The organism is Streptomyces sp. NPDC058001, assembly GCF_042886315.1.
Classification (GTDB): Bacteria; Actinomycetota; Actinomycetes; order Streptomycetales; family Streptomycetaceae; genus Streptomyces.
Genome location: NZ_JBHVQT010000027.1, coordinates 13,905 through 33,066, shown reverse-complemented (window position 1 = coordinate 33,066; position 19,162 = coordinate 13,905). Strand labels below are relative to the sequence as shown.

Genomic DNA, 19,162 nt, shown 5'->3' with positions numbered 1-19,162 from the left:
GCCTCGCGGAAAGAGCCGGGGCCGCCGGTACGGGAGGATTTCCCGCACCGGTGGCCCCGGCGCCGCCCGTGCTTACAGACCCCCGTCGGCGAAGCGCAGCCTGATCGTGCGGGACTCGGGGCGGAGCGCGAACTCGGGCCACACATCAGGACCGCAGGCCCGGGAGCCGAGCCCGTGCTGGGCGGCATCGACGATCAGGTGACTCGTCGTCGAATCCGGCAGCTCATAGGGGTGTTCGGCTCGCGCGATCTCCTGCGGGGTGTGGCGGCTGAGTGTGAAGCCGGGTCGGCGTCCCTGCGTGTCGGGCAGGGCCACCACGCGCAGCACTTCGGTGTCGCCACTCGTCAGCGCCAGTCGGCGCAGTGCGGAGCGGTGGCCGGTCTCCTGGGGTCGCGCATAGCCGGCCGAGAGGTCGCCGATCGTGGCGGAGAACCGGCCGGTGCGTGCCGCGCGCAGACTGTCGGGGTAGGACTCGAACGGTCCGAGGCCGAACCACTCGGCGCCGTCGACGGGAGCCGAGCCGTCGGGCAGCTCGAAACGAATCCCGATCCGCGGCCACACGGTCCGCCAGCCACGCGAAGGCTCGATCTCCACCCGCAGTTCGAGTTCGCCGTCTTCGAGCGACCAGACGGACTCCACCATCACCGACAGGTGCGAGCCGGCGGGGGAGACCCTGTCAATCGTGCGCAGCGCGTCCACCGCGTGCTCCACGGACATGCGTCGGGTGGTCAGTCGGTGGAGGCCGTCGCGACGCCACAGTTCGGCGTGGGAGACCCCGGCGATACCGTCGTCGTCCTCACCGACCTCCTGCGACGCGCCTTCGTCGTTGTCGGTGGGGGCACGGAACAGTTCCAGCCGAGGGCCCGTCACGGCGCGGCCGGCGAGCCGGACGAGAGACCCACCCGCGAACTCGGCGATTCCGAGCGCCGACGTTCCGTCGCCGGCCCGCCAGTCGGTCCGGGCCCGGACACCGGGAACGGGACGGCGAACCGAGCGGTCCAGCTGGGCGGTGGCGACCACATGCCCCTCGCGTGCCCAAGCGGTTCGCGTCGCCAGGACCGCGTCGATCGTCAGCCATGTCTCGGCGTGCGGCGCCGCCGTGATCCGCGGCAGCGGGACCCACCCCGAGTCGCCCGCCGCGACGCACGGGACCTCCAACTCCCCGGAGTCCACCGGTATCCCGTCGTGCTCGACACGCCAGCGAAAGCGCAGGTCGGACGTGTCGGCCGTATGCCGCAGGTTGGTGACCGCGACCTTGTCGCCGTCGAAGCCGAAGCGGACCGGTGCCACGACGGCCTTGAACTCGTGGAGACTGGGAGTCGGCACGTCGTCACTCAACAGCATGCCGTCCATCACGAAGTTGCCGTCGTGCACGACCTCGCCGAAGTCGCCTCCGTACGCGTAGTACGGCGTCCCGTCCGGGGCGGTGGCCAGGATGCCGTGATCGCGCCACTCCCACACGAAGCCGCCGTGCAGCCGTGGATACGCGTGCACCAGCGCCTCGTACTGGTCGAGTGCCCCCGGTCCGTTGCCCATCGCATGGGCGTACTCGCACAGCAGGAACGGCTTCGTGCGCTGCCGGGCGCCCTGCGCGGGAGTGCAGCCGAGCAGCGGGGCACGTGAGCCGTCGGTGCCGATCTGCTCGGTCTCCGGGACGGACGCGTACATGCGCGAGTAGACGTCGGTGTACTCGCCGGTGTAGTCGCCTTCGTAGTGGACGGGGCGTTCGGGGTCGCGGGCGTGCACCCATGCCGACATGGCGGCGAGGTTGCCGCCGGTGCCCGCCTCGTTGCCGAGCGACCACATCACGATGGCGGGATGGTTCTTGTCCCGTTCGACGGTGCGCTCGATGCGGTCGAGGTAGACCGCGCGCCAGGTCGGGTCGTCGCTCGGATTGCCGACCCAGTCGACCTTGCCGAAGCCGTGCGTCTCCAGGTCGCATTCGAGGACGACCCAGAATCCGAGTTCGTCGGCGAGGTCGAGCAGGCGTGGGTGCGGCGGGTAGTGGCTGGTGCGGATCGCGTTCACGTTGAACCGCTTCATGCGGGCCAGGTCCTCGCGGGCGTGTTCCTCGTCGAAGACCCGGCCGCGCTCGGGATGGGCCTCATGGCGATTCACCCCGTGGAACACGACACGGCGGCCGTTGACCAGGAACTGGTCGCCGCGGATCTCGACCGTGCGGAAACCCACCCGGAGGGAGACGGTCTCCGAACTCGTCGACACGGTGGCGTCGTACAGGCGAGGCCGCTCGGCCGACCAGGGTTCCACGTCGGCGATGTCGAAGGCGACCACGTCGGCCGGCGTGGCCCAGACCTGCTCGACGCCCAGCTCGGGGATGCGCAGGGTGACCGGGAAGGCCGTCGCGTCGGCGGTGACCTCCGCCTCGACGTGACCGTGCCCGTGGTCGAAGCCGGTCCGGAGCCAGACGTCCTCAACACCTCCCACCGGCCGGGCGATCAGGGTGACATCGCGGAAGATGCCCGGCAGCCACCACTGGTCCTGGTCCTCGACATAGCTGGCCGCCGACCACTGATGGACCCGCACGGCGACGACGTTGTCCCCCGGGCGTACGGCGGACGTCACGTCGAACTCGTGGGCGAGCCGACTGCCGCTGGCGCTGCCGATCTCCACGCCGTTCACCCACACCCGGAACAGCGACTCGACGCCGTCGAAGCGCAACACGACACGCTCGGCGTCCAACCAGTCGGCGGGGACGTCGAAGTGGCGGCGATGGTCGCCGGTCGGATTCTCGTCCGGGACGTGCGGCGGGTCGATCGGGAAGGGGAACTGGATGTTCGTGTAGATCGGGCGGCCATAGGCTCCGTCACCCTCCAACACCCAGTGGGAGGGCACGGGGATGCTGTCCCAGCCCTGATCGTCGAAATCCTCGGCCGCGAAGTCCTCCGTCGGCGACGCCGTGGGCGACAGACGGAACCGCCAGGGCCCGTTCAGCGAACGCGAGGGCGCGTCGGAGTGCAGCCACGAGCGCGCCGGGCGCAGCGCGCCGCGCCCGGGTGCGATGTCCGAAATGTCGGGGGAGTGCGCGGTGAGCAAGAGGTCACGACTCTTTCTTGGTAGCGGTACGGGGGTCTCGCGTCGGGTCGAGGCGGGTCACCGGAGCACCACGGTGCGGATCTCCCAAGGACCGAGGGCGAGTTCGAGTCGGCCCGGGGCCTGGGTGCGGGAGATCGGGCGGCCCAGCAGATCGACGGTGGTGGCCTCCGTGAACGCGCCCGTCACCTGGACGGTCGACGCGGTGTCGCGCATCGCGGTCAACCGCACCTCGATACCGGACCCGTGCTCGTCGTCGGTGACGCGGCGGACGGCTGAGACGAGGACGTCCTTCCCGTCGACTCTCAACCCGGCCGTGTCCGGCGGCAGTTGGCACCCGGCGGTTGCGGTACCGCGGGTGACGAGGACGTCGTTACGGAACTCCTCCGCGAGAGCGACCGCGCCCGCCCCCTGCCATCCTCTCGCCGAAGGGACGACAGCGAATCGGTTCTCGACGCGGATACCCAGGTCCTGCGCACCGGGTACGGGGATCTCGCTCGCCGCCGGTTCGTCCCGGAGGGGATGGATGTTGACGCTGATCGAGCCGATCGCGCGCAGCAGGGTGACAGCGAGTTCGCGGCCATCGCCGACGAGTTCGTACTCGCCGGTGTGGTCGAGCAGGACGGTGGCGGCGCCTGCCGACACGAACGTACTGGCCGGGAAGGTCGGGAGCGGGTACTCGCCCCAGCCGCCCTCGGCGGTGAGCCCGCGCTCTGTGACGGCGAACTGCCCGGCCGACGCGGACGTGGCCACCGGTTCGGGCAGGGGCACATGGAAGCGCAGCCGATGGTCGGCGGACTGGTTGAGGAAGGACGTGGAGACACGCACGAACGGTTCGCCCGCCCGCACCTCCACAAGGGTGTCCACCGGTGTCGGCACGGTCCGGTCGCCGCGTACATCGCGGTCGGCGCAGAGGGCGGCGGGCCACTCGTAGACGCGGGTGACACGCAGCCGTGAACGCAGCGGGCCGGTTTCGAGGAGCTCGACGGAGATCTCCGTCGGCTCGGAGACGAGGACGTCCAGCGCCGGTGGAGCGTAGTTGTAGCTGTCGCCGCGGTCACCGCCGTCGACGAGGCGGCCGACGCCCCTCAGTACCGTGCCGTCGGGGCCGGTCATGTCCAGGGTGCCATCGGCGGCGACGGAGACCGTGACCAGGCCGTTGGAGAGCGTGCGGTCCGTCGCCGTCGCGAGTGCGTACGGGACGGGCGCGACGGTGTCCGCACGGCCCGGTTCGACCCGGAAGGCGGCAAGGCCGGAGGCGGGGACCCGCACGGGCACGAGTGCGGTGGCCCTGGCTTCCTGCAACGTCACCACCCGCCACTCACCCGGACGTGCGACGGCCGCGGCGGCGATCTCGCGGCGCAGGACCATCAGGTCGAACGGCCCGCCGTCCGGAACCTCGGCGAGGTGGAAGACGAGGGAACCGGGGACGAGTTCGTAGTCGTCGATCAGACGGCCGAAGAGTTCGCGGCGGTGGATACGGCGCAATACACGGTCCAGTTGCGAGGCGTCCACGCGCTCGTCGCTGAGAACCGTCGGTGCTTCGGAGATCAGCTGGACGGGGGCCGTAGAGCCGTCGGGGGCGGTCGCGACCAGGGTGGTGCCCCCTGGCGGGGCCACGACGTCCACCTCGACCAGCGTCGTGCGGTCGAACGGCAGCGGATTGGCGACCAGGTGGCCGTCGCTCGGCATCAGTGCGGCGGGCCCGGCGAGCGCAGCGTCCCGCACGGCACGCGCGGTCTGCGCGGCTTCCGCGAGCCGCGCGGCGACCTGGTCGCAGGTCTCGTCGGTGCCGGAGCCGACGACGGAGTCGTGCGCGGTCGACTCGATGATCTTGTGCCAGGCCAGGGAGAGGAACGGCGAGTCGTCGCGCCGGGACCACAGGGCGTTCATCCGCTCGGCATGGTCGACCGTGCGCTCCGCGACGGCCATCCGCTGCTTGAGCCCGAGCCGCACGGAGAGCACGCCCGGGAGGATGTTGCCGCGCACATGGCTGCGTAGCTCACCCGTGACGACGGCGGACACTTCGTCACGCACATGCTTGCGGAGGTACTCGTCGAGGGTCGCGATGGCGATGGCACTCCCCTCCTCCCCGGTCGCACGCCCTTCCCCGGACGCGCGCCGCAGCCAGGCCGCGAGTCGCGGGTCGGGTGCGCTGTGGTCGGTGCCGGCCATCGCCAGTACCGGATCGCCACCCCACCGCTCGGCCGTCATCTCCGCGTACTCGCCGAGCGCACCGCCGATCCGTTCCGGCACGAGCAGGAGGTCGAGTCCGTTGTCGTATCCGTCGAACAGGAACTCGGTGCGGACCTCCGAGCCGTCGGGCGCACGCCAGCGGAAGGCATGTCCGTCGACGGAGCCGGGCACCCCGCGCCACAGCGCCGCGTGCTCGATGCCGACGCGGGCCAGGATCTGCGGCATCTGCGCGATGTGGCCGAACATGTCCGGCAGATACCCGACGGGCATCGCGCCGCCGAGTCTCTCCGCGGCGGCCCACCCCATCTGGAGATTGCGCACGATGGTCTCACCGGAGCAGAGGAACTCATCGAGCAGGATCAGCCACGGCCCGATGGCGAGCCGGCCCTCGCCGACCAGGGCCACGACACGATCGCGGTGCTCCGGCCGCATCTCCAGATAGTCCTCGATCGCGGCCATCTGCCCGTCGACGGTGAACCGGAAGTCCGGGTTCGACTCGGCGGTCTCCAGCACGGTGTCGAGGGCGGCGACGAGCCGGTGCCGGAACACCTGGAAAGGCTCGTACCACTCCCGGTCCCAGTGGAAATGGGGCACGAACACGGCAGAGTCGGGCATGGCGGGACGGACCTTCTGTTCTTGTGGATGACCGGGACGGGCGGGACGGGCGGTCACTTGAGGGAGCCGGCGGCGAGTCCGGTGCGCCAGAACCGCTGGAGCAGGATGAACACGATGATCACGGGCACGATCGACACGAGCGATCCGGTGATCACGGACTGTTGCAGGAGCGGGGCACGCGCGGTCTGCCCGTTCCACTGGTACAGGCCCAGCGTGATCGGGAAAAGGGACTCGTTCTGCAGCATCACCATCGGCAGGAAGAAGTTGTTCCAGATGGCGACGAACTGGAACAGGAAGATCGTCACCAGCGCCGGTGTCATCAGCTTGAACGCGACCGAGAAGAAGGTGCGGAACTCGCCGGCGCCGTCCAGCCGCGCCGACTCGATGAGTTCCTGCGGGACGGCGGCGTTGGCGAAGATCCGCGCGAGATATACGCCGAACGGGCTGACGATGCTGGGCAGGAACACCGCGAGATAGGTGTTGACGATCCCGGTCGCCGAGAACAGCAGGAACAGCGGGAGCGCGAGCGCGGTGGTGGGGACGAGGACGCCGCCGAGGACGACGGAGAACAAGAACTCCCGGCCGCGGAAGCGGAACTTCGCGAGCGCGTAGCCGCACAGCGCGGAGATCAAGGTTCCGACAGCCGCGCCAAGCACCGCGTAGATCACGGTGTTCACGGCCCACCGGCCGAAGATGCCGTCGCTGCGGGTGAACAGGATGCGCACATTCTCGAACAGGTCGAAGTGCGAGAACGTCAGCCCGTTGGTGGAGGCGAGGTCTCCCTGCGGCTTCGTGGCCGCGACGATCAGGAAGTAGATCGGCAGCAGGAAGTAGATCGCCAGGAGCAGCATCAGGGCCATGGCGGCCGTGCGGCTGACGCGGCTCTCACGGCTCACGGTACGGGCGCGGCTCACGGTAGGGGCGCTCACAGTCCGGCCTTCTTAGACGTCAGTCGCATGAATCCGAAGCTCAGCACGAAGGTGATGACGGCGATGACCACGGAGATCGCCGCGGCCTGCTGGTAGTTGTTCCCGGAAGCCACCGCGTACGCGAGCATGTTCGGGGTGAACGTGCTGGAGATGTTCGAGGAGATCTGCCGCAGCACGGCCGGTTCGGCGTAGAGCTGAAGGGTGCCGATGATCGAGAACACGGTGGTGAGGACGATCGACGGGGCGATGATCGGGACCTTGATCTGCCACGCGATGGTCCAGTTGTTGGCGCCGTCGAGCTTGGCGGCCTCGTAGAGCTCCTGGGGGATCGACTGCAGCGCCGAGAACATGATCAGCATGTTGTAGCCGGTCCACAGCCACGTGGACACGTTCGCCGCCGACCACAGCACCGCACCTGGGCCGAGGAAGTCGGGTTCGAGTCCGAACCCGTTCAACAGGTCGACGACGGGGCTGAGTTGAGGTGAGTAGAGATACGACCACATGATCGCGGCGATCACGCCCGGCACCGCGTACGGCATGAACGCCGTGATGCGGAAGACCGGCTTGAGCCTCAGCAGGGGAGTGTCAAGGAGCAGCGCCATGATCAGGGCGACGAACAGCATCACCGGCACCTGCACGATGCCGAACAGCCCGATGCGCCCGATGCTGGACCAGAACTCGGGGTTCTGGAACACCTTCTCGTACTGGTCGAATCCTCCGAAGGTCGTGTACAGGGTGCCGTACTGCCCGCCGGTGCGGCGCACGACGCGGAAGCTCTGCCACAGCGCGTAGCCGACCGGCACCAGGTAGAACAGCACGAACGGGAGGAAGAACGGGGTCAGGAACGCGAGGACGGTGCCCGCCCGGGGGCCACCGCCGTCGAGACGACGGTGGCGACGGTCCCCGGACGACGTCACCGCGGGGGTGGCGCGGGTCGCTGTGTCGGTCATCCCGCGGTCACTCGCCCGCCGTGGCCGGGATCGCCTGGTCCTTCATCGACTTCAATGCGGCGGCCTGGGCCGCCGACAGCGCGTCGGTGAGCGTGCCGTCGCCGGCCGCCGCCTTGGCCATCGCGTCCTGCAATGCGAGGTTCACCGTCTTCTGGGTGGGTCCCCAGACAAATGTGGTGTCGATCTTTTTGGAGGACTCCGCGAAGACGTCGAAGATCTTCTCGTTGTTGTAGTACGGCACGCCCTTGGAGAGCGCGGGGAGTCGCAGCCCCGCCTCGGCCGCCGGGTAGAGGCCGCCCAGTTCGTTCTCCAGCGCGAGGGCCTCCGGGTCGGTGTTCAGCCAGGTGTTGAACTTCACCGACTCGTACAGGTGCTTGCTGCCCTTCATGAACGCGACGGTCGACCCGCCCCAGTCGCCGGACGCGCCGCCCGGCTCCCATGTCGGCATCGGTACGATCGTCCACTTCCCGGCCTGCTTGGGCAGGTTGTCGCGGAACATGCTGTAGCCCCAGGAGGCGCCGACGTAACTGGCGATCTGGTCCTTCTGGTACGCGGCGTACATCTGCGTCGACGTGTTGGCGAGGTCGGTGCGCACCAGCTTGTCGGAGATCAGCTTCTGCCAGTACTCGGCGACCTTCTTGCTCTGCTCCGACTCGACGGTGACGCGCCACTTGTCGTCGGCGTAGCTGTACATCTCGGCCTTGTTCTGCCAGAGGAGGCCGTTGAACCACTCGGCGTTGTTCGGGTCGAAGAACGTGATGGTGAGACCGGGGTCCGCCTTCTTCAGCTTCCGCGCCGCCGCCTCGTACTCGTCCCAGGTCGTGGGGATCGCGACGCCGTACTTCTTGAAGATGTCGCTGCGCACGTACAGGGCCATCGGGCCGGTGTCCTGCGGGAGGGCGAACACGCCCGTGCCCCCGAAGCTGGTCTGCGACCAGGTCCACGGCACGAACTTCGACTTGGCCGCGGTGGCCGCCGAGCAGGCCGAGGCGTCCACGAAGGCGTTCTGGGTGCGCAGGCTGGGCAACTGGTCGTAGCCGATCTGGGCGAGATCGGGCGCGTTCCCGGCCTTGAGGGCGTTGCCGATGGTGCCGTACTGGTCGTTGGAGATGTTCTTCGACTCGACCTGGATGTTCGGATTCTGCTTGTTCCACAGGTCGACCACCTTGTCCATGCCCGGAACCGCGTTCCAGTACTGGAGGGTGACCTTGCCCTTCGCGGGCTCGCAGGAAGCGGCGGACGCCTTGTCGGCCGGCGCGGACGACGAACACCCGGCGAGTACGGCGATGCTTGCCGCCGCCGCGGCGAGGCGGGTGCGCGTGACAGTGCTGCTCATATCTTCCGTTCCAGAGAACGTCTGGCGACGACGCCAGGCGGGTCGACGTTGACACCTGAGGCGGGGAGCCTCCTGGTTGGAATACGAGTCCGTGAGCGGTAACGTGAGCGCTCACGGGAGCGATAACGAAACACGATGTTGTGAAGTGATTGGGAGTGTGCGCTTCTGTACGGTCGAGTGTCAAGGCTCCTGAGATCGCCCTCGACATCGCTCTTGAGATCGTCGGACGCCGACACATCCGGCGCACCACAACTTCGGCCCGGGGCATACTCGGTGCCCCTGCCGACGCGCACGCGTCGGCCATACGCGGAGGTGAGCGATGGCGTCGACGGGGACCGGACCCCGCAGGGTGACGATCGACGATGTGGCCCGGAGCGCCGGAGTGTCCCGACAGACCGTGTCGCGAGCGCTCAACGACAAGGACGACATCGGCGTCTCCACCAAACAGCGCGTCCTCGACACCGCCCTCGCACTGGGATACCGGCCGAGCCGGTTCGCCCGGGGCCTCGTCCGGCAGGACACGATCAGCGTCGGGCTGGTGATCCCTGACCTGCTCAATCCCTTCTTCACGGAGGTCGCCGCCGCCGCGCTGGACGCGGCGCGGGCCCGCGGATGGCACGTCGTCGTGTACGACACCGGAGACCGTATGGAGGAGGAGCGGGGCACGCTGGAAGTGATCGCCTCACAGGTGGACGCTGTGGTGGGCTATCTGAGCCTGCCGGAGGACGAGATCGACAAGCTGACCCGAGGACTCCCCGTGGTGCTCATCGACCGAGAGCACTCCGCCGAGCGGTTCAGTTCGATCCGGATCGACGGCGAGGCGGGCGTGCACGCGGCGATCAGGCATCTGGTCGAGTCGGGGCACTCACGCATCGGCATGCTTGATCACGCGGGCCGGTCCGAGCCGAGCGTCCGGCACGAGTGGTTCGTCGGCGCGATGTCCGCCTGCGGACTGGACGCCGGGGCGGTGAGCCGCGCGGACCAGAGCGTCGAGGGCGGCGAGAGCGCGCTCCGCGAACTGCTCGCCGCCCACCCCGACGTGACGGCCCTGTTCACGTTCAACGACATCATCGGCATCGGGGCGTTGCGCGCCGCGCGCCGCCTCGGGCGGGAGGTTCCCCGGGATCTCTCGGTGATCGGATTCGACGGCCTCCGGCTCGGAGCGCTGGTCGAACCGCCGCTGTCCACGGTGTCCCTGGACACGCTCGGCCTCGGCGCGCTCGCCGTCGAACAGACCGCCCGGCTGCTGACCGGAAGCAGTCCGCTCACCGGCGACGAACTGGTGGTGGGGGCGGAACTGCGGCTGCGCGAATCGGCGTAGGCGATACGGGCCTTGGGGCGAGGACATGTCTGCCTGACGTGGTGCGGGTTGTTGGTCGCATGCAGGGGCAGCCTTGTCCGTCTTGTTCGTCTTGTCCGTGGCAGGATGACGACATCGTGACCTGAACGGTCGATACCGCGTGGGCGTCCGGAGTGCCTGCGCGCGCAGAGTCGTGGGGCGGGGAGCTGAGACATGGTCGCGTTCTACTCCTCCTCGCTGGACGGAGTCGCCGCCAACCCGGCCCTTCCCACACCGCTGCTGCTGCGGCTGATCGCCTTCGACGGCGGGGGCGACGGCCCGCCCTTCCAAGTTCTTCACCGGTCGGGGCTGCCGGAGCCGGCGGTGGCGGCTGTCCTCGCCCACCCGGTTGTGGGTGCGCGCGTCCAGTTCGCGATGAGCGGCCAGGCAGATGCCGGGCAGCGGGCCCGGCTCGCGGACGACCCCTCGCCCAAGGTGCGGGCCGCTGTCGCCAACGGGCCGGAGTGGACCCGCGACCCCCGGACGAAGGTCCGTCCACTGCCGGACGCCGTGTGCGCGCGTCTCCTGGAAGACCCCGAACCGGCCGTACGAAGCGCCCTGTTGGACTCGCCCCACTTGGCGCCCTCCTTCCTCGCCTCCCTGGTCCGGCATCCCGATCCGGCCGCACGACGCGCCGCGCTGAGGGCCTGGGACGAAGTGACGGCGGACGGGCGTGCGACGCTCCTCGACGACCCCGACCCTGAGGTACGCCGGTCGGCCGCGCTGTGCGCGTGCCCTGACGACGCACGGCTCACGGCGGCGCTGCTCCGCGACCCCGTCGCCCTGCCCGAAGCGCTGCGCCGGGGACGTCTCGACCGCGCCGACGCCGAGAGGTTCCTCGCCGCCTGCGTCCACCTGGTCGAACTCGCCGGTAATCCGTCCCTTCCGGCCGACCTCGTGGATCGTCTCGCCGTCGACCCCGACGACGGGGTGCGGATCGCCGTATCCCTCCGGGCCGAGCTGAGTGAAGCCCGACGCGCCGCGATCGACTTCACCGTGGACCCGTACGCACGGGGTGACGTGGACTGGGTGGCGGCCGGCATCGCTGACAAGGACGTGCTGCATCGGGCCGCGACCTCCGCCCATCCTCTGCTGCGCCGCGCCGCGGCCCGCAGCCCCCATCTGCCACCCGGTCTCCTGCGGCTTCTCGCCGAGGACACGGACGTCCTCGTGCGCACCCACCTGGCCGTGTACCACCCCGACACCCCGGAGGAGGTCCTGATGAGCGTGTACGCACGACTCGGCGGGACGTTCTCCGCCTGGATGGCGAGCGGCCACCCCCGCTTCCCCCGCGAAGGACTCGCCGCCCGCTTCGCGGACCATCCGGACGGGATCTACCGGCAGTTGGCGGTCCGCGACCCCGCCGCCGACCCCGAGCTGATCGAGCGGCTCAGCCACGATCCGGTCGTCTGGACGCGCCAGGCGGCGGCCCGCGACCCGCGCCTCCCACTCCCTCGGCTCCTGGAGGCCCTCACGGTGCCCGAGCTGGCCTCCAGTGCTGGCGGCAACCCGGCCCTTCCTCCGGGTGAGATGGCCGTGGTCATGGAGGAGGCCGGGGTGCCTGTATGACTACGGGCGCGTCGAAAATCCCGTGCCGTGCCACCGGTGGACGTGCAGACTCGCCCCATGGCGGACATGAGGGCGTTCCAGGACGCGGTCACCAACTGGGCGGCGGGTGGTCCCGACGGGCCGGCGCGCGCTCTGGCGGAAACCCTGGGGGCGCGGACCGCGGTGCTCCTGGAAGGGCTGAGCGATCTCGCGGCCGTCGAGGCGCTGGCCGCCCGGCGTGGCCGGGATCTGGCCGCCGAGGGAGTGTGTGTCGTGCCGATGGGCGGGGCGATGAGCGTCGGCCGCTACGCCGGCCTCCTCGGGCCGCCCGGCCTCGGCCTGCGCCTGACAGGACTCTGTGACGAGGGCGAACAGGGCTTCTACGAGCGCGGCCTGACGCGGACGCAGGCACCGCTCCAGGACATCTACGTATGCTCCGCGGACCTGGAGGACGAACTCATCCGCGCGCTCGGCACGGCAGAAGTCGAGGAGATCATCCGCGCCGAGGGCGACTCCCGCGCCTGGCAGACCTTCCAGCGCCAGCCCGCACAGCACGACCGCCCTCGACATCAGCAACTGCGGCGCTTCCTCGGCACGAAGAAGGGCCGCAAGATCCGCTACGGGCGTCTCCTCGTCGAGGCCCTCGCACCGGACCGGACACCGCCCCCGCTCGACGGCCTCTTCGCGAGCCTGTGAGGTCGTGGACGGGCGGCCGTCTCGATCGCGCTCGACAGCGGACGAGCGCGGGGCGTTACATGATCAGTTGACCGGGCGACGCCGGCTGGGCAGGTTCCAGCACGACCCATCTGCCCCTACCAGGAGACCTACGGATGACTTCTCACCTGCACGCGCTCTGCTTCGATGCGCACGACCCGCTCCGTCTCGCCCGCTTCTGGGCGGACTTTCTCCGCTGGGAGACATCCGGGGACTCCTCCGACAGCATCACGCTGCTGCCCAGCGATGACACCGGGTTCCGGCTGCGCTTCCTCCCGACCACGGAGCGGAAGACAGGCCAGAACCACATGCACTTCGATCTGACGAGCACGTCCCTCGACGACCAGAGGGAGGTGGTGGAGAGGGCGCTCGAACTCGGCGCCCGGCACATCGACATAGGTCAACGCCCGGAGGAGGGGCACGTGGTGCTCGCCGACCCCGAGGGCAATGAGTTCTGTGTCACCGAGCCGGGCAACAGCTTCCTCGCCGAGTGCGGATTCATCGGAGCGCTGGCGGGAGACGGTTCGCAGGAGACCGGGTACTTCTGGAGCCGAGCGCTGGGCTGGCCGCTGGTATGGGATCAGGACCAGGAGACCGCGATCCGCTCACCGCACGGCGGTCCGAAGGTCACATGGGGTGGTCCGCCCCTGATGCCGAAGACCGGCAAGGAACGGCTGCACTTCGACCTCGCTCCACCGGCCGGCAGCGACCAGCAGGCAGAGATCGACCGGCTCGTCTCCCTCGGGGCGACACGCATCGACATCGGCCAACAAGACGTCGACCGGGTGGCGATGGCCGACCCCGACGGTCACGAGTTCTGCGTGCTGACCCCCCGGTAAGCCCTTGTCGCGGCGTCGGTGTCCGGGGTGGTGTGTCGTGTGAACGCCCACAGCACGAGTCCGAGGCAGCTGAACGCGGCACCCAGTGCGCATACGGCGCCCCAGCCGGCCACCGTGTAGAGGGAGGTCGCGGCGATGGCGCCGGTGGCGCTGCCGATCGAGTAGAAGACCATGTAACCGCCGATCAGGCGGCTGCCCGCGTCCGGGTGCAGCGCGTAGATCAGGGTCTGGTTGGTGACATGGACGGCCTGCACAGCGAGGTCGAGAAGGATCACCCCGGCGGCCAGGGCCCAGAGTGAGCTGCGAGTGAAGGCCAAGGGCAGCCACGAGGCGGCGAGCAGGGCCAGGGCGATGCCGGTGGTCCGCCGCGAGAGTCCGCGGTCGTTCAGGCGGCCCGCCACGGTCGCGGCCAGGGCGCCGGCGACACCGATCAGCCCCAGCGCCCCGATCGCGCGGTGGGGCAGGAAGTACGGGGCCTCGCTGAGCGGCAGTGCGACGCTGCTCCACAGGGTGCTGAACGCGGCGAAGATCAGCAGACCGAACAGGGCCCGGAGCCGCACCAGTCGTTCCCGTGCGAACAGGGTGACTGTGGAGCGCAGGAGTTGCCCGTAGCGCATGGTTGTCGCTGGAGCGTCACCGTGGTGCGGCAGCACTCGGTACAGGACCAGGGCGAGCAGAGCGGTGAGCGACGCCGAGGCGAGGTAGACGGAGCGCCAGCCCCCGAGATCGGCGATGAGGCCGGACGCGGTGCGGGCGAGCAGGATTCCGATGACCACGCCGCTGGTGACCAGACCGACGACCCGTCCGCGCTCGGCGGGAGGAGCCAGTGATGCCGCGAAGGCCACCAGCGTCTGAGTGACGACAGCGAGCAGCCCCGTCGCGGCCATGCCCGCGAGCAGGATCGCCGCGGTGTCGGCGGCGGCGACGACGGCCAGCGCCACCACCAGAAGTAGCAACTGGGCCACGATGAGCCGTCTGCGGTCCGCCACGTCACCCAGCGGCACGAGGAAGAAGAGTCCCAGCCCGTATCCGACATGCGTGAGGGTGACCACGCTGCCGACAAGCGCCGGGCTCATCGCGAGGTCGTGGCCCAGGGTCACCAGGAGCGGCTGGGAGTAGTAGACATTGGCGACCGCGGCCCCACAGGCGACGGCGAACAGCATGACGACGCCACGGGACAGGACGAACGCGGAACCTCCCTCGCTTCGGGCCTCGGTCCGTCGTGTCACAGCCTCACCGTTGTCCGGCATCAGCACCCCTCCCCAGATCTGGTTTCATCTTGCTACCAGTGATGACGGTGACCGTAACCCTGTTTGGTAGCATGTTGCAACCATCTTGAGAGTGAGGGACGCCATGGTGACCAGGACGCGGTTCGACGACAGCGAATGCCCCGTCGCCCGGTCAGTGGACGCGATCGGCGACTGGTGGTCCCTGCTGATCGTGCGGGACGCCTTCGACGGAAGCCGGCGCTTCGGGGAGTTCCAGCGCAGCCTCGGCGTGGCGAAGAACATCCTCACCGCGCGGCTGCGCACCCTGGTCGCCGGTGGTGTCCTCGAATCTGTCCCCGCCACGGACGGCAGCGCCTATCGCGAGTACGTACTGACTCCGAAGGGCGAGGCGCTCTTCCCCGTCATCGTGGCACTGCGGCAGTGGGGCGAGCAGAACTTCTTCGCCCCCGGCGAACCACACTCCCAGTTGGTCGACCGTCGGCAGGGACATCGCCTCCGCGCACTGGAAGTGCTGTCCGCGGACGGGCGACGGCTGAACCCCGACGACACCACCGTCCACAAGCTCTCCACCCGGTGAACCGAGCCGGAGACCCGGCGCCGACACATCCCTCCGCCGATGAATCCCAGCAGGGAGGGCGGCCGGCGTACCTCATGCAGCCGGGGACTCATCCCAGCTCAGGAGCAACCCCATGAACCCTGGAACCGTCCTTCCCGCCCTGCCCGGCGCCGCCCCCGTGTCCGGCCTGGCATCCGCGTGGCGCTGGTCACCGAACCCGATGTTCACCTTCACCGCCGCACTGTCCACCGACGGACGGCACAACATGCAGGTCAACGTTACGCCGGGGCCGTCGGTGAGGTGGTCGACGGCGGTGCGGTGTCCAGGGCAAGTTGCTTACTGAGCCTCCCTCTCCTGTTGTTCAAGCCATTCGAGGTACCAGGTGTGGAAGGTGTGGCGGTTTCCACGTACATCGACGTACGGCTCGAAGGGCGGGTTGGTCGCACAGTCCCGGTCTCGGAGTTCCCCGCGGTGCGGTCCGACGACGATGAGCCATCCGGTCATCCCGCAGCCGTTGTCGCTGATGTGGATCGCGCCCCGCCCGCGTTCCAGGTGCCAGACGTCGTCGCCGGCGTCGCCGAAGGCCACGCGGTAGTCGTCCAGATAGTCTTCCTCGTCGTCAGGGGTGGTGGGTTCGTGACCGGCGGCGCGAAGGGTCGCTCTCTGCTGGTCAGCCCAGTCTTCCGTCTCGACGAACGGCCCGCTCGGATCCAGCAGCCAGGGATGGTCTTCGGCGTGGTCCCAGACCCATCCCCATTTCCCGTTGATTCGGCGCAGCGACGTGAGTTCGAGTGCCGGTCCGGGGCCGCCGGAACCGACCTCCGTCAGAAATGTGCGGTACTCGTCGGGGAGCGCGATACCGAACTGCGCTTCGACCTCGGCGATCTGAGCGGCAGTCAGGACAGGCTCGAAGACCGCGTGTTGAGAAGCTCCCCCATCGTGTGCTCGACGCTCGGCCCGCACCACCGCGGTCACACGTTCCCGGACTCCCGACCAGCCTGTTTGCCTGCCCATGGCACCTCCTGTCGACGACGAGCATGGACATTAGCCCACGCCACCGACAACTGATCTCGATCGCAGCACCTCCCGCCCTCGATTCCCTCACCGATGCCGGGCCGAGTGTCGGAGGGCGGTGGCAGAGTGTGTCTCCGAGACTGATCGACAGGAGGTGGAGACGGTGGGTGACTTCTTTCAGCGCATCGTTGATGTCGAGGTGACCGGAGAGGAGACCGGGCCGCTGGCGGAGCGGATGGTCGACTGGATGGTCAACGAGGGCCTGATCACACGTGAGTTGTCCAGCGAGGGGGTGTACAGCCTTACCGTGGACGAGGGCTATGTGCCAGGCCCCCACTGGGCGCGGGCCGTTACCGACTCGTCGGACCCGGACTGGCTGCCGGGGCCGGTGGCCGTCATCGTTGGGCGGGACTACCACGTCGGTGGTCAGGGAGAGGACGAAGCGGAGTACGCCGTCTGCCCGGCGTGCGGGACCAGGACTGTGATCATCAACTATCCCGAGGAGTTCGAGGCGGACGAGGAGGTCTGGCGGCCGTTCAAGGACGGCATCGCCGCCTGGAAGGAAACGGGCGAGGGGAGTGCCCCCTGCTCCACCTGCGGTGCCTCGGTCCCGGTCACCGAGTGGCAGTGGGAGTCCGGTTTCGCGGTGGGTTCCCTCGCCTTCGACTTCTGGGGCTGGCCGCCGCTCTCCGCCGGGTTCTGCGCGAGGTTCAGCCAGCAGTTGGGGCACCGCACCGCGGAGCATATGGGCAAGTTCTGACGGCAACGGTTGCGGCCACTGCTCGCGCAGCGAGGCCGCACCGTCGCACTGGGCCTCCAACTGCACACTCTCGCCCAGGTCATCACGGCACATCCGCGTCGAGCAGACCGCCACAGACAACCGTGCACAAGGTGGTCAGGCTGAACGCGGCGGGTGGGCGCTCACGAGGCCCGTCTGGTAGGCGATGACGACGAGTTGGGCCCGGTCCCGTGCATGGAGTTTGGTCATCGAGCGGTGGATGTGGGAGCGGATCGTCAGAGGACTGATGACCAGGTGGTCCGCGATCTCGTCGTTGGTCTTGCCCTGCGCGGCCAGCGCCATGACCTCGCGTTCCCGGTCGGTGAGGAGGGCGAGCCGCTCGGTCGGGACAAGCCGGCTGTGCGGGTCGGGCATCGACAGGAACCGGCTGATCAGGGATCGGGTGGCGGAGGGAGACAGGAGTGAGTCGCCGATCGCGACGGTCCGGATACCCGCGAGGAGTCCTTCGGCGCTGACGTCCTTGCCCAGGAAGCCGCTGGCGCCCGCGCGCAGGGCGTTGGCGACGTTCTCGTCGTCTTCGAAGGTGGTGAGGATCAGGATGCGGGTGGCGGAGAGCGCGGGGTCGGCGGCGATGCGGGAGGTCGCGGTGAGACCGTCGGTGCCCGGCATGCGGATGTCCATGACGATGACGTCGGGGTGATGGTCGCGGGCAAGGTCGATGGCTTCCTGGCCGTTGGCGGCCTCGGCGACGACCGTCATGTCGGGGTCCGTGTCGATCAGGATGCGGAATGTGGTGCGCAGGAGGGCCTGGTCGTCGGCGAGCAGGACACGGATCGTCATGTGATGCCTTAGCTGGTGGGGTGCAGGGGGAGAGTGCAGGAGACCTGGAACCCGCCGGGGTGGGGGCCCGCGGTGAGGGTGCCTCCGGCGGATTGTGCCCGTTCCCGCATGCCGATCAGCCCGAAACCACGGTCGGCCCCGTGAGTGCCGGCGAGCGGAGTTCCGGGGGCCGTCTCATTGGAGATGGTCAGGCTGAGTGTGTCGGCGAGGTAGGTGAGCCGGACGTCCGCGCGCGGGGTGGCCGCGTGCTTGGTGACGTTGGTGAGGGCTTCCTGGACGATGCGGTACGCCGCGAGGTCGGCTCCCGGGGAGAGGGGCTGTGGCTGACCGCTGACGGTGACGCCGACGTCGAGTCCGGCGGCGGCACAGGCGGAGGTCAGGTCGGAGAGTTGACCGAGCCCGGGGGCGGGAGCGAGGCCGTCGTCGGCTTCGCTTTCCTGGCGCAGCAGGCCCACGGTCGCCTTCAGCTCACGCAGGGCCTCGGCAGTGGTGGCCGAGAGGGTGTTGAGCATCTCGAAGGCTTCGTGCGGATGCGTGTGGTAGAGGTGGGCCGCCGTGCTCGCCTGGGCATTGGCGAGGGCGAGGTGGTGGGCGACGATGTCGTGCAGTTCACGGGCGATGCGCATGCGCTCCTGCACCACGTGGTGGCGGGCTTCCTCGGCACGCGCCCGCTCGGCCTGCCGGGCGCGATCGGCGGCGTAGGCACGTCGTACGCCGACGTAGCTGCCGAGGAGAGCCGACAGCAGCACCCAGGCGGCCGGGTTGACGACGCCGAGCAGCACGGGGTGGCTGTAGGGATCGAGGAGGAGCGCGGTCACCACCACGCATCCGGCGACGAGCAGGGAGACGTTGCGGGCCGTGACCCGGTCGGCACGCAGGCCCACCGTGTACAGCGCCACCATCAGCGGGCCCATCAGCAGGGGAGTGAGGAGATAGCCGAGGGCCCCCTCGGCCATTGTCAGCACCGTGACGAACCCGACCACGGGCAAGGTGTGCCGATTACGCCAGCGCAGTGCCAGACAGCAGAAGGCGGACAGCAGGAGCGCGGACCACAGCGCGAGTGGTCCCGGAGTGACCCAGCCGGTGACGAAACAGCCGGCCACGGTGGTCCCGAACAACAGCAGCAGCGCCGTGAACTCCACCGTGCGCGGTCGCCGCGCGGCCCTGTCCCACCAGTTCGTACTCATCACGGTCTCTCCACAACAGGCACAGACGACAACATAATGACAAACGGGGCAGCGGTGCCGTCGTCGACGGCACCGCTCCC

The 19,162-nt window shown here is 69.2% G+C and carries 15 protein-coding genes; 6 read left to right on the top strand and 9 right to left on the bottom strand.

What is annotated here, in order from left to right; translation table 11 throughout:
* Nucleotides 1-72 precede the first annotated feature (72 nt).
* The 5 genes from ACFVT5_RS42275 to ACFVT5_RS42255 form a co-directional block, all read right to left on the bottom strand.
* The gene (locus ACFVT5_RS42275) at nucleotides 73-3,054 is read right to left on the bottom strand and encodes a glycoside hydrolase family 2 TIM barrel-domain containing protein (protein ID WP_389899516.1); all 2,982 of its coding nucleotides are present in this window, start codon (nucleotides 3,052-3,054) and stop codon (nucleotides 73-75) included.
* A 57-nt stretch (nucleotides 3,055-3,111) separates the two neighbouring features.
* On the bottom strand, nucleotides 3,112-5,862 hold the full coding sequence (locus ACFVT5_RS42270; RefSeq protein ID WP_389899514.1) for an alpha-mannosidase: 2,751 nt from the start codon (nucleotides 5,860-5,862) through the stop codon (nucleotides 3,112-3,114).
* Nucleotides 5,863-5,915: 53 nt separating this feature from the next.
* Entirely contained in the window at nucleotides 5,916-6,722 is an 807-nt protein-coding gene (locus ACFVT5_RS42265; protein ID WP_389899554.1) for a carbohydrate ABC transporter permease, read from the bottom strand.
* A gap of 65 nt (nucleotides 6,723-6,787) precedes the next feature.
* Nucleotides 6,788-7,741 carry a carbohydrate ABC transporter permease gene (locus ACFVT5_RS42260; protein WP_389899512.1) on the bottom strand — a complete coding sequence of 318 codons (954 nt, stop codon included), beginning with the start codon at nucleotides 7,739-7,741 and terminating at the stop codon, nucleotides 6,788-6,790.
* A 7-nt stretch (nucleotides 7,742-7,748) separates the two neighbouring features.
* Complete coding sequence (locus tag ACFVT5_RS42255; protein WP_389899510.1) at nucleotides 7,749-9,077, bottom strand: ABC transporter substrate-binding protein; 1,329 nt, start codon at nucleotides 9,075-9,077, stop codon at nucleotides 7,749-7,751.
* Between the two features lie 319 nt (nucleotides 9,078-9,396).
* Between ACFVT5_RS42255 and ACFVT5_RS42250 the strand changes: the two genes are divergently transcribed.
* From ACFVT5_RS42250 to ACFVT5_RS42235, 4 genes are all read left to right on the top strand, one after another.
* The gene (locus tag ACFVT5_RS42250; RefSeq protein WP_389899509.1) at nucleotides 9,397-10,398 is read left to right on the top strand and encodes a LacI family DNA-binding transcriptional regulator; all 1,002 of its coding nucleotides are present in this window, start codon (nucleotides 9,397-9,399) and stop codon (nucleotides 10,396-10,398) included.
* Between the two features lie 192 nt (nucleotides 10,399-10,590).
* Nucleotides 10,591-11,985, top strand: coding sequence for a Mucin-2 (locus ACFVT5_RS42245; RefSeq protein ID WP_389899508.1), 1,395 nt, complete (start codon nucleotides 10,591-10,593; stop codon nucleotides 11,983-11,985).
* A gap of 57 nt (nucleotides 11,986-12,042) precedes the next feature.
* On the top strand, nucleotides 12,043-12,660 hold the full coding sequence (locus ACFVT5_RS42240) for a TOPRIM nucleotidyl transferase/hydrolase domain-containing protein (protein WP_389899507.1): 618 nt from the start codon (nucleotides 12,043-12,045) through the stop codon (nucleotides 12,658-12,660).
* 134 nt (nucleotides 12,661-12,794) lie between these two features.
* Nucleotides 12,795-13,517 (top strand): VOC family protein, encoded by a 723-nt coding sequence (locus ACFVT5_RS42235; RefSeq protein WP_389899506.1) that lies wholly within the window; start codon nucleotides 12,795-12,797, stop codon nucleotides 13,515-13,517.
* On the opposite strand, the gene ACFVT5_RS42230 is transcribed toward ACFVT5_RS42235, so the two are convergent.
* The gene (locus ACFVT5_RS42230) at nucleotides 13,487-14,767 is read right to left on the bottom strand and encodes an MFS transporter (protein ID WP_389899505.1); all 1,281 of its coding nucleotides are present in this window, start codon (nucleotides 14,765-14,767) and stop codon (nucleotides 13,487-13,489) included. The two genes, ACFVT5_RS42235 and ACFVT5_RS42230, sit on opposite strands and share 31 nt — an antisense overlap.
* A gap of 103 nt (nucleotides 14,768-14,870) precedes the next feature.
* On the opposite strand from ACFVT5_RS42230, the gene ACFVT5_RS42225 reads away from it, so the two are divergent.
* Nucleotides 14,871-15,323, top strand: coding sequence for a winged helix-turn-helix transcriptional regulator (locus ACFVT5_RS42225; RefSeq protein ID WP_389899503.1), 453 nt, complete (start codon nucleotides 14,871-14,873; stop codon nucleotides 15,321-15,323).
* 315 nt (nucleotides 15,324-15,638) lie between these two features.
* On the opposite strand, the gene ACFVT5_RS42220 is transcribed toward ACFVT5_RS42225, so the two are convergent.
* Nucleotides 15,639-16,316: an SMI1/KNR4 family protein gene (locus ACFVT5_RS42220; protein ID WP_389899502.1), complete on the bottom strand. Its 678-nt coding sequence runs from the start codon at nucleotides 16,314-16,316 to the stop codon at nucleotides 15,639-15,641.
* 163 nt (nucleotides 16,317-16,479) lie between these two features.
* On the opposite strand from ACFVT5_RS42220, the gene ACFVT5_RS42215 reads away from it, so the two are divergent.
* Nucleotides 16,480-17,076, top strand: a complete 597-nt coding sequence (locus tag ACFVT5_RS42215) for a hypothetical protein (RefSeq protein ID WP_389899500.1) — start codon at nucleotides 16,480-16,482, stop codon at nucleotides 17,074-17,076.
* Between the two features lie 135 nt (nucleotides 17,077-17,211).
* Here the strand turns inward: ACFVT5_RS42215 and ACFVT5_RS42210 are convergent, their stop codons facing one another.
* Entirely contained in the window at nucleotides 17,212-17,895 is a 684-nt protein-coding gene (locus ACFVT5_RS42210; RefSeq protein ID WP_389899498.1) for a response regulator, read from the bottom strand.
* Nucleotides 17,896-17,903: 8 nt separating this feature from the next.
* Nucleotides 17,904-19,082, bottom strand: coding sequence for a sensor histidine kinase (locus ACFVT5_RS42205; protein WP_389899497.1), 1,179 nt, complete (start codon nucleotides 19,080-19,082; stop codon nucleotides 17,904-17,906).
* Nucleotides 19,083-19,162 lie beyond the last annotated feature (80 nt).

Coding starts and splice junctions, on each gene's coding strand:
- ACFVT5_RS42270 (WP_389899514.1), bottom strand. CDS start 5,862: ATGCCCGACTCTGCCGTGTTCGTGCCCCATTTCCACTGGGACCGGGAG.
- ACFVT5_RS42265 (WP_389899554.1), bottom strand. CDS start 6,722: ATGGCCCTGATGCTGCTCCTGGCGATCTACTTCCTGCTGCCGATCTAC.
- ACFVT5_RS42260 (WP_389899512.1), bottom strand. CDS start 7,741: ATGACCGACACAGCGACCCGCGCCACCCCCGCGGTGACGTCGTCCGGG.
- ACFVT5_RS42255 (WP_389899510.1), bottom strand. CDS start 9,077: ATGAGCAGCACTGTCACGCGCACCCGCCTCGCCGCGGCGGCGGCAAGC.
- ACFVT5_RS42250 (WP_389899509.1), top strand. CDS start 9,397: ATGGCGTCGACGGGGACCGGACCCCGCAGGGTGACGATCGACGATGTG.
- ACFVT5_RS42245 (WP_389899508.1), top strand. CDS start 10,591: ATGGTCGCGTTCTACTCCTCCTCGCTGGACGGAGTCGCCGCCAACCCG.
- ACFVT5_RS42240 (WP_389899507.1), top strand. CDS start 12,043: ATGGCGGACATGAGGGCGTTCCAGGACGCGGTCACCAACTGGGCGGCG.
- ACFVT5_RS42235 (WP_389899506.1), top strand. CDS start 12,795: ATGACTTCTCACCTGCACGCGCTCTGCTTCGATGCGCACGACCCGCTC.
- ACFVT5_RS42230 (WP_389899505.1), bottom strand. CDS start 14,767: ATGCCGGACAACGGTGAGGCTGTGACACGACGGACCGAGGCCCGAAGC.
- ACFVT5_RS42225 (WP_389899503.1), top strand. CDS start 14,871: ATGGTGACCAGGACGCGGTTCGACGACAGCGAATGCCCCGTCGCCCGG.
- ACFVT5_RS42220 (WP_389899502.1), bottom strand. CDS start 16,316: ATGGGCAGGCAAACAGGCTGGTCGGGAGTCCGGGAACGTGTGACCGCG.
- ACFVT5_RS42210 (WP_389899498.1), bottom strand. CDS start 17,895: ATGACGATCCGTGTCCTGCTCGCCGACGACCAGGCCCTCCTGCGCACC.
- ACFVT5_RS42205 (WP_389899497.1), bottom strand. CDS start 19,082: ATGAGTACGAACTGGTGGGACAGGGCCGCGCGGCGACCGCGCACGGTG.